This is a genomic window from Fluviicola sp., from assembly GCF_029266855.1.
In the GTDB taxonomy this organism is placed as follows: Bacteria; Bacteroidota; Bacteroidia; order Flavobacteriales_D; family Crocinitomicaceae; genus Fluviicola.
Genome location: NZ_JAQSWB010000008.1, coordinates 220,120 through 233,941 on the forward strand (window position 1 = coordinate 220,120; position 13,822 = coordinate 233,941).

The 13,822-nt window shown below is 42.6% G+C and carries 7 protein-coding genes; all 7 read right to left on the minus strand.

The genetic code is table 11. The features are described from left to right. Positions 1–360: 360 nt before the first annotated feature. Positions 361–1,830 (minus strand): PKD domain-containing protein, encoded by a 1,470-nt coding sequence (locus tag K0S23_RS15950; protein WP_300359577.1) that lies wholly within the window; start codon positions 1,828–1,830, stop codon positions 361–363. A gap of 506 nt (positions 1,831–2,336) precedes the next feature. After that, on the minus strand, positions 2,337–5,459 hold the full coding sequence (locus K0S23_RS15955) for a hypothetical protein (protein WP_300359496.1): 3,123 nt from the start codon (positions 5,457–5,459) through the stop codon (positions 2,337–2,339). Between the two features lie 139 nt (positions 5,460–5,598). Beyond that, positions 5,599–6,375 carry a TerB family tellurite resistance protein gene (locus K0S23_RS15960; RefSeq protein ID WP_300359499.1) on the minus strand — a complete coding sequence of 259 codons (777 nt, stop codon included), beginning with the start codon at positions 6,373–6,375 and terminating at the stop codon, positions 5,599–5,601. 61 nt (positions 6,376–6,436) lie between these two features. After that, on the minus strand, positions 6,437–8,326 hold the full coding sequence (gene htpG, locus K0S23_RS15965; RefSeq protein WP_300359502.1) for a molecular chaperone HtpG: 1,890 nt from the start codon (positions 8,324–8,326) through the stop codon (positions 6,437–6,439). 112 nt (positions 8,327–8,438) lie between these two features. Then, positions 8,439–9,323: an FkbM family methyltransferase gene (locus K0S23_RS15970; RefSeq protein ID WP_300359505.1), complete on the minus strand. Its 885-nt coding sequence runs from the start codon at positions 9,321–9,323 to the stop codon at positions 8,439–8,441. Between the two features lie 131 nt (positions 9,324–9,454). Beyond that, a complete protein-coding gene (locus tag K0S23_RS15975) occupies positions 9,455–11,077 on the minus strand; it encodes an ATP-binding cassette domain-containing protein (RefSeq protein WP_300359509.1) in 1,623 nt (540 codons plus the stop codon). Between the two features lie 185 nt (positions 11,078–11,262). Continuing rightward, positions 11,263–13,458: a M43 family zinc metalloprotease gene (locus tag K0S23_RS15980; protein ID WP_300359512.1), complete on the minus strand. Its 2,196-nt coding sequence runs from the start codon at positions 13,456–13,458 to the stop codon at positions 11,263–11,265. Between the last annotated feature and the right edge of the window lie 364 nt (positions 13,459–13,822).

Here is a 13,822-nt window from a genome sequence, read left to right on the forward strand (position 1 = left end):
CTCTGACGCTTTGGTCAGGGCTTTCAGCACTAAAGTTTCGCAGTGTGAAACTACTTCGCTCTTTCGAGCTTCGTAGTTTGAAAATGAAACACTGCTTCACTAAAGTTTCGCAGTGTGAAAGGAGACAGTAGCAGACCTTACAGTCGCTACGTCTCAAGGTGGGGTACCTCAGGTTATAACTTCTGTTGAAGTTACCTTCGTCTTCAAGTGCTATCGCACTTTCTTCTATGCTTAATCCATACTTAAAAGGTGGAGTACGGCGGACTAGCGCTGTGTCCTTCGGCTATTCTGTCTTGTGAGGCAGAGCCTCAGTCTTCGTCCGCCGCGGCGGACTCTTATCCATACTTTAAGTATGCTTTATCATCTCACCATGGTCACATGTCCGTTAACGGTATACTTTTTATCCGTATTGGGATCTTTAAAAGTGATTGTCCAGGTATAAATTCCTTCCTGTACCAAAGCTCCGTTAAAGGATCCGTCCCAGCCAACTTTTGCATCTCTTGATTCGAATAACGTTTCACCCCATCTGTTAAAGATTAATAATCTGAAACTATAGGGATCAAATCCGGAAGTAAATACCGGCTGGAATGTGTTATTCAATTCATCCCCATCCGGAGTGAAGGAGTTCGGAACATAATAAATCAACTCATCGAGAACCCGTACAACAAGCCTGCTTGTATCCGAACATCCAAAGGTATTTGTAGCTACCAATTGAACGGTATAATTACTCGCAACCTCATCGTAGGTATGAGTCGGTGAAAAAACAGTTGAATTTCCGCCATCTCCGAAGCTCCAGCTATAGCTTGTAGCATTTGACGAAGTATTGATAAAATGAATTTCAGGATGTGTAATTGTTGCGTCATATGGAGATGGTGTAAACGAAGCATCCGCCTCCGGATTCACGCAGATAAAATTAACTTTTGTAGAAGTCGCCGAACATCCGTTGAGATCTGTTACCGTTAAGGACACTGTGAAGCAGCCTGCAGAGGTATAGTTTGCCGAACCGCTTGCCAGAGAAACGGCTGTTTGCCCGTTGCCGAAATTCCACTGTGAGCTTACAGCCGAAGGGGTTTGATTCGTAAAATTGACCAGTAGAGGTACACAGCCTGATAAAGTATCCGCAATGAAATTGGTGGAAGGTACCGGATTCACCACAATCGTTGTTGTAGAAGCTCCCGAACAAGAACCCGGAATATCATAGGTAATAACGAATGAACCAGCCCCTGAAACACTTGGATCGAACAATCCGGTTGCAGCATTTACAATTCCTGTTCCCGACCAGGTTCCGCCGGGACTTGCGGCAGTAAGTGAAACAGCAGTACCATTCGCACAAAAAGGTCCGGTGGGAGTAATTGCCGTGGATGTACCAGAATTCAAGGCTACAGTAGTAGACGTAGTTGCCGTACATGCATTCAAGGTTATGGTTACCGTATAAACGCCAAATTCATTCCCCGAAATAGAAGCAATACCCGGATTCTGAGAAGTTGAACTAAATGCATTAGGACCAGTCCATGAATAAGTTCCGCCCGGAGTTCCGACTGCAGTCAGGCTTAATGACTGATTTACACAAAGCGGTCCGTTATTCGAAGCTGAAACAGTTGGTAGCGGATTTACGGTAACTGTTACGGGAGCCGATACAGAAGAGCAGCCCAAATTTGAAACCGTAACAGTATATGTACCGGATGTTGACACGGTAAGTGACTGCGTATTTACTCCCGCGTACCAAGTATTTCCAGTTGCAGAGGAAGAAGTTAAAGTCACAGAACCACCCGCACAAAAGGTTGTTGGTCCACTGGCAGTAATGGTCGGAACCGGTGGAAGCGGATTCATCGTAACAGTTGTTGCAAGAGATGTCGATGAACACGGTCCATTCGAAACGGTAACCGTATAGGAACCACTTGCAGAAACAGTGATCGATTGAGTTGTTGCACCATTCGACCAGGTATTCCCAGATGCTGATGAAGAAGTTAAGGTCACCGATCCACCCGAACAGAAAGTTACCGGTCCATTTGCTGTAATTGTTGGCACTGCAGGGAGCGGATTTACCGTAACGCTTGTTGCGGCAGATGCCGAATTACAAGCATTCGCTGAAACTACCAATGAATAAGTTCCACTAGTTGAAACTGTAATAGATTGAGTTGTGGCACCATTCGACCAGGTATTTCCCGTTGCAGATGAAGAAGTTAAGGTAACTGATCCACCTGTACAAAATGAAATTGGTCCGCTTGCCGTAATTGTTGGAGTTGCAGGAAGCGGATTTACTGTAATTGTTGTCGCGGCAGATGTGGATGAACACGAGCCGTTAGAAACCGTAACCGTATAAGAACCACTAGCAGTTACTGTAATGGATTGAGTTGTTGCACCATTCGACCAGGTATTTCCCGTTGCACACCCGCACAGAAAATTACCGGTCCATTTGCTGTAATTGTCGGTACTGCCGGAAGCGGATTCACTGTAACGCTTGTTGCGGCAGATATCGAAGAACACGGTCCGTTTGATACAGTTACCGTATAAGAACCACTAGCTGTAACCGTAATTGTTTGCGTTGTTGCTCCATTCGACCAGGTATTTCCAGTTGCCGAAGATGAAGTCAGTGTTACCGAACCGCCTGTACAAAAGCTTGTTGGTCCGCCAGCTGTAATGGTTGGTACTGCCGGGAGCGGATTTACTGTAACACTTGTCGCTGTGGAGGTCGAAGAACACGAGCCGTTAGAAACCGTAACCGTATAAGAACCACTAGCAGTTACTGTAATGGATTGAGTTGTTGCACCATTCGACCAGGTATTTCCCGTTGCACAGGTATTTCCCGTTGCAGATGAAGAAGTTAAAGTTACCGAACCACCCGCACAAAAGGTCGTTGGCCCACCGGCTGTAATTGTAGGTACTGCCGGAAGCGGATTCACTGTAACGCTTGTTGCGGCAGATGAAGAAGAACATGATCCGTTTGATACAGTTACCGTATAAGAACCACTAGCTGTAACCGTAATTGTTTGCGTTGTTGCTCCATTCGACCAGGTATTTCCCGTTGCCGAAGATGAAGTCAGAGTTACCGAACCGCCTGTACAAAAGCTTGTCGGTCCGCCAGCTGTAATGGTTGGTACTGCCGGGAGCGGATTCACCGTAACACTTGTCGCTGTGGAGGTCGAAGAACACGAGCCGTTGGAAACCGTAACCGTATAAGAACCGCTTGTTGTGACTGTAATGGATTGAGTTGTTGCTCCATTCGACCAGGTATTTCCCGTTGCAGATGAAGAAGTTAAAGTTACCGAACCACCCGCACAAAAGGTCGTTGGTCCGCCGGCTGTAATTGTCGGTACTGCCGGAAGTGGATTCACCGTAACAGTTGTTGCTGCAGATGCAGAAGTACAGCCACTCGCTGAAACTGTCAATGAATAAGTCCCGCTAGTTGAAACTGTAATTGATTGAGTTGTGGCACCTGTAGACCAGGTGTTTCCAGTTACAGATGAAGAAGTTAAGATAACTGATCCACCTGTACAAAATGAAATTGGCCCGCTTGCTGTAATTGTCGGAGTAGCCGGGAGCGGATTTACTGTGACAGTTGTTGCAGCTGATGTCGCTGAGCAAGATCCGCTTAAAACCGTAACCGTATAGGATCCGCTTGTTGTGACTGTAATGGATTGAGTTGTTGCACCATTTGACCAGGTGTTCCCCGTTGCAGAAGATGAAGTCAGGGTTACCGAACCACCCGCACAAAAGGTAGTCGGGCCGCCAGCGGTAAGCGTAGGCGGAGTTCCCGGCGTTACTGTTATTGTCCGGTTGCTAGTGATCTGGTTTCCGCAAAGATCTGTAACAATAGAATAAAGAGTTATCGTCCCTGAAGTCGGGAATGTAATGCTTGCGCTTGTCCCCGTCCCGACACTTGGAGTACCCGTTGGACTGAAGCTCCAATTATAGTTATAAGCCGGAACTCCATATACAGCAGAAGTGGAGGCAGTAAGCGCACCTCCCTGGCATACAGTAGTTCCCGAAAGCGTAATCGGATTAGCCGGATTCGTATATTCAAGTGTTCTTCCGGTAACATTCATTACCCATGGAGAACCTGACCCAATACAAGTGTTTGAACAGCCTGAAGCTCCCCAACACGAGCGATAAAATTTCAAAGTAAATGTCACATTTTGTGTGGCACAACTGGCAGCTGAAGGTGCCGGCATACAAGCTGCAAGATCTGCAAATACGGTCTGATTCGTTGCTGCACAGGTTCCACCACCGATTGCATTGCAAAACCAATAGAATCCTGCAGCTGAAGGACTCGTACACGCCCCGCTTGCAATGCGCATTGCTCCATCCTGAAGCCAACAGGTACTTCCGTTTGCTGTATATGTAAAAGAGAATGTCAAATCTGTAATAGTAGCTCCTGCAGGACAGGGCACCGCCAAATTATAATCACATGAATTGGTGAAATTACAAGAAGCATTATACCTGGAACCGGTAATGGATGCCTGAGCCAGCGTTGCTGTCCCGGTTACAAGCGGATCAACCACCAAATGGTATGAAGCAATATTGTCATTGATCCAATCATAATTTACGATCAGATCTATCTTATTTGCATGAAGCTGATATTCTCCTGAACGTGCAAGATCTTTAGGCCCGTCTTTCGCATATAGTTTAGCCTCGTCCATTACAGCCAATTCTGTTGAACCCGACATTAATTTAAGACTTCCGATTCCCAATGTGTGGGAACCGTCGGCAAATTGTGCATGAAGAGAAGATGCTCCCTGAAGTTCTTCGCGAAATACCAATTTATCAAAAACTCCGAATTCATTGGACCTGATAATGAAACTTGTCTTGACAGCTCCTCTGAGAACAATCATTTCGGCATCTATTCCCGGGAATATATTGTGAATCAGTGTTCCGTCAGAACCAACGGTATAATCAGACCAATCGGCAGTCAATTGATTTATCTCCAGACCATTTTGCACTACAATTAGTTTCCAGTTATTGAATTGAAGTGTGCCGTTAGCTGTGTTTAATTCAGTTCTGGCAGCAGAAAAATCAATTACCGGTTGGTCCAGTAAATAACCGGATTCATACCTCGTTCCGGAAACAGGGTGCAATTCATGTTTAATCGTCAGCCACTTTCCGTTCAGAAACTGGTGTAAATCTCCCAATGCTTTCTGAGTAAAGAACTTACTCTTGTCAGAAATACTTACAAAGTAACGTTCATCAACTGTGCGTTTTTCCAGCACTTCGACGCAATTATCGCAAGGAGCATTTTCAGGAAGTATTCCAAATTCCGGATGATCGTAATTTTCAGGAAGGTTGTACTTTTTCCATTCATTGAGATCCTTTATTTCAGAACCCGGGAAAGAAGTCAGATTATTGATCTTTGCAATCAGTCCGGTTTGGGCCTGTTTTTCCTGACCAAATAAATGGGAAGTTCCTAAAAGGAAAATTAGGAAAACGAATGCAAGGTTTCCAGAGTAGTTTGTAGTCGGCATGAACCTAATATTATTTAACGCTATGATAAATAGACGTAAATAATTCTACATGGTGGCGTTTATTTTTATTTTTTTAAAGCCGAATTAATAAATGGGCAGTTTCAATAATACTACAACGTTATAGCTGTAATCATTTGATTTAAAGCCCTCTTGCTTTTTTGATATTGTCATACGCCTCCTGAATCCGCTGGAATTTCTCTTTCGCTCCTTTCTGATATTCTTCACCAAGCGATGCGACTTTATCGGGGTGATAACGCACGGCCATCTGGCGGTAAGCCTTTTTCACATCCTCATCCGAAGCAGACTCTTCAATTCCCAGGATCTCATAATCAGCATTCAAATTTTGCCTGAACATTCCCTGTACAGATCTGAAATCCATAGGAGGAACCTGTAACAGGTTTGCAATTTGCTGCAGTGTTTTTATTTCCTGATCGGAAACCTGGCCATCCGACTGAGCGATTCCAAACAAATAATGAAGCAATTGAATCCGGATCTCAACCTGGGCACGCATACGGATATCCGAGCAGATCTGATCTATCGGAATGGTGGGAACATCCAGGAAATGTTTGAGCGTTTGTAAATGCGAGGTATTGAACTGATTACCGAATTGCTGGGCAAGAAAGGCTTTTACGAAATTCAATTCGGATTTCACCACCTTCCCATCGCTTCTCATCATATATGCCGAGAGAGCCAAAAGCTGGGTAGGGAAATCATATTGCTGGGTTTGCTGCCTGTAATATTCAAAAACATCCTGGAACGACTGGCGGGAACCACCCGATCCCGGATCCGAATTTCGACTTCTCCTGACCCGGGCTGCCTGGTCTATAAATCCACCTATAAAAAACGCAATAACCGCAGGCAGAAACCTTCCTCCCGAAACAGCAAATGCAACAATTGCAAAAATGATACTATACACGCTAAAAAAATAAAATTCCTGCAAATCCACTAGTTATTCCCGGGATTTGCAGGAACCTGAATTATACAAATGAGATGCTTCTCTCAATAAATTTATTCAACTCCTCGCCTTTCAACATACCTTGAGCCAATAAAGCCAAATCCGTTAACTGTTTAATTTTAGCGGATTTTTCATCATCATTCGTCAAGCTCAATAAAGCTTCTACTTTCTGGTGATTTGCATTGACAACCATACTGTATGTTTCAGGGAAAGCTCCGAAGAAACCTCCGCCACCGTATTTTTGCTGCTCCATCATTCGACGGACAAATTCCGGCTGAGTTACAATAATCGGAGAATCCGTTTCGCTCATCGATTTAAATTCCACTTTGAATTTCCGGTTATCAACTGCCGATTCGAATAAGGGTTTCAAGGTTGTTTGTTGTTCTTCCGTCAATTTTGCCGGCAATTCACCTTCTTTTTTAATCAATTGATCCAAAGCATCCGCATCCACCCTTACAAAAGTGAAGTTCTCAAATGTTTGCTCCATCAAAGAAATCCAATGTACTGCCAGTGGTCCATCAATAATTGCTACTTGGTATCCGCGGTCTTTCGCTTGTTTCACAAAAGAGAAATGCTCTTCCAAACTATGTGTATAAAGTGCAACCACTTTTCCATCCTTATCTGTCTGAAGTGGTGAAATCTGCTCTTTAAACTCTTCGATCGTCAAATATTTTCCATCCGAATTTTTCACCAATGCAAAGCTTTTCGCTTTTTCGGCAAACTTATCGTCAGAAAGCATTCCGTACTCTACAAAAATCTTCAGATCATCCCATTTCGCTTCGAAATCTGCACGATCTTTTTTGAACATTTCCGCCAATTTATCAGCAACTTTTTTAGTGATATGCGCCGAAATCTTCTTCACATTTCCATCGCTTTGCAAATACGAACGGGATACATTCAACGGAATATCCGGGGAATCAATTACACCATGAAGCAGTGTCAAAAATTCAGGAACAATCTCTGCAACCGAATCCGTAATAAACACCTGATTCGAATACAAGTTAATTTTATTGCGCTGAACCTCTACATTTTCCTTGATCTTCGGGAAGTATAAGATTCCTGTCAAATTGAAAGGATAATCCACATTCAGGTGAATATGGAACAAAGGATCTTCAAAAGACATTGGGTACAACTCTCTGTAGAAGGAATTGTAATCTTCATCCTTCAAATCAACCGGAGCAATTGTCCAGGCCGGTTTCGGGTTATTTACCTGGTTCGGAACATCGATCGAAGTGCGTTTAACCTTTCCATCTTCATCCTTTTCGCCGTCCGGAGAATTGATGTATTCAACCTTCGTTCCGAAGAAAACCGGGATTGGAAGGAACTTACAGTACTTATCCAAAATTCCCTGGATGCGCGGTTTCTCCAAAAACTCAATTGATTCTTCATTGATATACAAAACGATATCCGTTCCGCGGGTATCTTTTTCAATTTCAGTCAATGTATATTCCGGAGAGCCGTTACTTTCCCACTGAACTGCCTGTGCACCCTCATGACGTGACAAAGTACGGATCTGAACCTTTTCGGCAACCATAAATGCAGAATAGAAGCCCAATCCGAAATGACCGATAATACTTTCCGCACCATCTTTACCTTCGTATTGTTTTACGAACTCTTCTGCTCCCGAAAAAGCAATCTGGTTGATATATTTATCGATTTCCTCAGCTGTCATCCCGATTCCGTTATCTCGGATAGTTAAGGTTTTCGCTTCTTTGTCCAAAAGCACTTCCACTTTCAATTCACCCAGTTCGCCTTTATACTCTCCTGTTGAAGAAAGCACTTTTAACTTCTGGCTTGCATCTACTGCATTCGACACCAACTCACGCAAGAATATCTCATGGTCGGAATACAAAAATTTCTTAATAATCGGAAAAATATTTTCCGTTGATACATGTATTTGTCCTGTTTTCATACTTATTTGAAATTTGGTTTTGTATTGTCAAGGTTTGTGCCAAGTGAGATTTTATGACAAAGTGGCAGATTAAGACTTGTAAAAAGAAATGTATGTTATTTAAAACAACAGATCACATTTTTCTCAAAGGAATGCAAACCACATTATCGTGCTGTGGTAAATCGGCATCATTTTCTATCAGAACCAAATCTGACCTGCGCTCCTTGGTTCCCTTTTGCTTATACAATTCATAATTTCCGAGTGAACGGACGAAACCGGCAATTTCCTTCGGAGTTGTTCCCATTGTATTTTCACGCTGTTCCGAAACTTCAATGATGAGAACCGGCCGTTGTTTTTTCAGTAATTCAATGCCGCCTTTCAATACTTCCAGTTCAAAACCTTCCACATCAATTTTGATCAGATCAATGTGATCGTTTTGAAACAGGAAATCAATCGTATCGACCGGAACCTCCACTCCTTTTTCACCATCCTGGGAAAGCAAAGATGCACCGCCACGGTTTACATTCCAATTTTCAAAGAGTGTTGCTTTTCCTTGTTTCTCACCCAATGCAAGCGGAAAGATCTCCACATTTTCACAGCGATTCAATGCCAGGTTATGCTGTAAAATTTCCTGTGTTTTCGGATTTGCTTCAACAGCCAATACCTTCCCCTTTTCACCAACCTGTTTGCTGGCAATACTTGACATCAGGCCAATGTTAGCACCGATATCCAGGAATACACTTCCCGGTTTCAGAAATTGATGAAGTAACTGGATAGTCCCTTTTTCATAAGTTCCGGTTTCAAACAGGGATAATTCAACACCGCGGTCAACGGAAGGATCAATGAGCAATTCAACACCATGAATGGTTTTCAGGACATGTTTTCCCACTTTCCCGGGAGAAGGAAGCAGGAGTTTTGGCAGAAGTACCGATAAACGCCGAATTCCGCGAATATCAAGATCGCGCAGGCCTGAGATCAGCTTGTGACGCAAGAGGAATGAACGGTTTGGAACTGACATAATTTGATTTGAGTTCGAATTTACGTTTTATATGGTTTACTTAACCACATAGATCACATCAGTCCACATAGTTTTAACGTAAAAAAGCCCCGATCCAAACGAACCGAGGCTTTAACTATTTTAAAAAACGCTTAAGCGTACATTTCTTCCTGTAAGCTTGCAATTTTTGCATCTGCAAGGTAATCGTCGTAAGGCATCATTTTGTCAATGAATCCATTCGGAGTAAGCTCAATGATTCGGTTTGCAACTGTAGACACCAATTCGTGGTCATGAGATGTAAACATCATTGTTCCCTCGAAAGATGACATTCCGTTATTCAATGCCGTAATTGACTCCAGGTCCAAGTGATTGGTCGGTTCGTCCATCATCAGGACATTTGCTTTCGCCAACATCATTCGCGATAACATACAACGCACTTTTTCACCCCCGGAAAGAACAGTAGCGCTCTTCAAAGCCTCTTCACCGGAGAATAGCATTCTTCCTAGGAATCCGCGAATATTTACCTCTTCTCTTTCCTCATCTGTTTGCGCATACTGACGCAGCCAGTCAATCAGAGATAATTTATCCTTGAAAAACGAAGAGTTATCATTTGGCAAATATGCCGTAGTGATCGTTGTCCCGTAAGTAAAATCGCCTTTATCCGCTTCCAGGTGTCCATTCAGAATTTCGAAGAATTGTGTAATTGCAATTGAATTTTTAGAAACGATCGCAACCTTATCTCCTTTATTCAAAGTGAAAGACAAGTCCTTGAACATGTATTCTCCTTCGTGCATTTTCGTCAATCCGCTCACAGTCAAAATCTGATTTCCGGCATCGCGCTCCTGGTGAAAAGTAATTCCAGGATAACGGCGTGAAGAAGGCTGAATTTCTTCCAGATCCAACTTATCGATCAATTTACGACGGCTTGTTGCCTGTTTTGATTTCGAAGCATTTGCCGAGAAACGGGAAATAAAGTCCTGTAATTCTTTCTTTTTATCTTCTGCTTTCTTGTTTTTATCTGCACGTTGACGAGCTGCCAACTGAGATGACTGATACCAGAAAGTATAGTTTCCTGTAAATACATTGATCTTGCTGAAATCGATATCACAAATATGCGTACACACCGTATCCAGGAAGTGACGGTCATGCGATACAACGATCACTGTATTTCTGAAATCAAGCAGAAAATCTTCCAGCCACCCGATCGTTTTCAGATCCAGGTCATTGGTAGGCTCATCGAGTACCAGGACATCCGGGTTTCCGAAAAGAGCCTGCGCCAACAAGATACGTACTTTATATTCCGAAGGAACATCCTCCATTTTCATGTAATGCTTGCTTTCGTCAATTCCCAAGTTGCTCAATAAGGTTGCAGCATCGGTTTCAGCATTCCATCCTTCCAAATCTGCGAATTCGCCTTCCAATTCAGAAGCGCGCATTCCATCTTCATCTGAGAAGTCCGGTTTTGCATACAATGCATCCTTTTCGGTCATAATCTCAAACAAGCGCTTATGTCCCATGATTACTGTTTGCAATACTTCAAACTGGTCAAACTCAAAATGGTTCTGACTCAATACGGCCATCCGTTTTCCAGGTTCCAATTCAATACGTCCTGAAGTTGGGTCCTGCTCGCCAGTTAAGATCTTTAAGAATGTAGACTTACCGGCACCATTGGCACCAATAACACCGTAGCAATTACCTGAACCAAATTTGAGATTTACATCATCAAATAGAATACGTTTACCGAATTGAAGTGAGAGATTATTTACTGAAATCATTAGAAATACTTGGAATTTTGGTGCAAAGATAGCACATATTCCAGCGTTATAAAAAAGAAAACACTAAAATCACTGCTAAATAATTATAAATCAGCACAAAACCAATTATGAATGATGAATGATTTAATTATCAAGGAGCATCTCCCAAAGATTTACTCCTTGATAATTGATAATTAAAATCCTTATTAATATACCACTACTCTGTGTGTAGATTTTGCAGCTCCCTGAACAGCAGACAGGATATAACATCCTTTAGCAACGTTCATAGGAATGTTTACTGTTTGAACACCTGAGGCAGCAGGAACCTCAGTAGTTGAGATAATCGCTCCTTTCAAATCCATTACAATCAGTTTCATTCCCATTTCCGTGTTCGGAACTTCAACTGACAAGTCGGACCCTGTAGCGACAGGATTCGGAGCAAGAGAAATCGATGATAACATTCCGTTGTCTTCAATTCCCAATGTTCCTGAAACATTGAAGTTGTCGAAATAGAAGTTCGAAGACAAATCAGAAGCAACAAACTCAAATTTGAATTTGGTTTTGTTATCAGCAGCTGTTGGCGTGTGAGTAAAACTAACTGTTTTCCAATCCAGATCATTATCAGGAACGAAGTCTGTATTCCCGACATATCCTGCAGTTACCAAAGCAGCGCCTGTAAGAGATGTTTTCTGTATCCATGTTTTACCGCAGTCTCTAGAATAGTATACCACCAATTTCTCAGTAATATCTTCCGTAGCAGTTGCTTTTGTACCGTAAGCATAATCAAATGAAACAGTCACATTTGAAGTGCTTCTTAAATCAAGAGCAGGAGAGATCAAATAGTCTTTTGCATTTCCCAAACGATCATTGTAATACCAATCTTCAGTAAACATTTGAGCTCCGGAAACATCTTTGAAGTTGTTTAACTTGAAACATGCTGAATTTCCTCTTCCGCCAGATGTTACACGATTAAATGAAGCGTAGTTTCCTTCAGGATTATGAGTGATCCAGAAGTTTCCGTTTTGATTGAAATCTTCTACTCGCGGACCAGTGTATTCGGCCCACTCACCCTGAATATAAATCATGTGGTTCATTGTTTTCGTATCTGAACCGATTGCATTTGCAACTGTCAGTGTCACATCATACCATCCCGGAGCAGCATAAGTTACTATCGGATCCTGACTTGTTGAAGTTGCCGGGCTTCCACCAGGGAAACTCCACGACCAGGAAGTGACCGCAGCCTTCCAGGAAGCATCTTTAAATTCAATCGGATTATTTACACAAGCAGTCATTGCATTTGCATTTGGACCTGAATTACCAATAGCACCATTTACATCCACATAAAAGTCTGCTACCGGAATACAGGTAACAGGAGTCAGATCAGCTGTTCCAGTTTCGTCCAGATTGGTAGCAGTGTACAAATTATTTCGTCCGCTTGTGGTCTGATCCAATACGTTATTCATAAAGTTTGCCTGCCCGTTTGTGAACATCAGATTACAAAAAGAATAATCCATGTAATTCTGTGTATTGTCATTTACATCCACCGGCCAATAGTTTCCGGGAGCGGTCGATTCGACGCATGTATTTGCATTTAAATCACAAGAAGTTAAGCCGATACAATTCGGAGTGTCACCGATTCCATCGTCTTGTCCGCAACTTGTCGGAGCACCCGGATCGTTATCGCTTCCCCAAGTGTGAGGTAAACCCAACCAGTGACCAACTTCATGAGTCAACACTCTTGAGTGTCCCGGAGAACTTGTACCGATACTTCCGGTATAATTGTGAAGAACCACTACTCCATCCCGCCAGAATCCTCCACCGGTTACATCTGTTGGGTAATGTGCAAATCCGGCAACTCCAGGCTCACCCATTGTACCTACAACCCATATATTCAGGTATTTGTCGCGATCCCATTGATTTAGTTTCGAATAAGCATCTGCCTGAACTGTCTGGTGGTGGTAAATATGCTCGATACCGTTTGTGCAATTTCCCCAAGGGTCTAATGTTGCCAGGCGAAACTCGATCCCTGTGTTCCCGATGATTGTATCAAATGGCGGCACTACGAGAATCGTATCCTGGTTTCTTTTTTGAAAATCCTCGTTTAGGATACGAACCTGATCTCTGACCTGGAGATCGGAAATATTTTCTGTTCCATATTCGTGGACTACGTGGAAGACAATCGGAATAACGCGAATGGTTGTAGATTTTCCATTGACAAGCCTGTTTTCCGTATATCGATTAAGCAGTTTTCTGTAGTCTTCCGCCAGTTGGGGGTTTTCAGCAAGTAATTTTTGCCGCTCTTTCTCAAGTCCGCAACTGAGGTGTGCTTCCTGTGCAAATGAATTCCCAGTCGAAATCATTCCCATTAAAGTTAGTACACTTAAAAGTAATTTTTTGCGCATGTCTAATAGTTTAATTGATTGAACATCATTGATTTATGACTGTGAATTTTTCGAATTCGAGGGCCCTTCGCTTCTCGTCAAACTCACATGAAACAAATGTAGATTAAGTATTTTTAACATTTTGTAAAATGCTTATCCGTTTAGTTAAATGTGTTCAAAGCCAATTAAAAGCATGCAAAATTGAACTGAATGGTGGTGATTTTGAGATAAATTGTTAAAACTAAATGATTTAATTATCAAGAAGTTCCATCTTCCGGGACTAATTGACAATTTACGTTGCTATCCCTGGTTGGTAAAGAAAAAAGCCCAATCCGTACTGACAGACTGAGCTTTTAATATCAATTGAAAAGGTATTTCGACTACC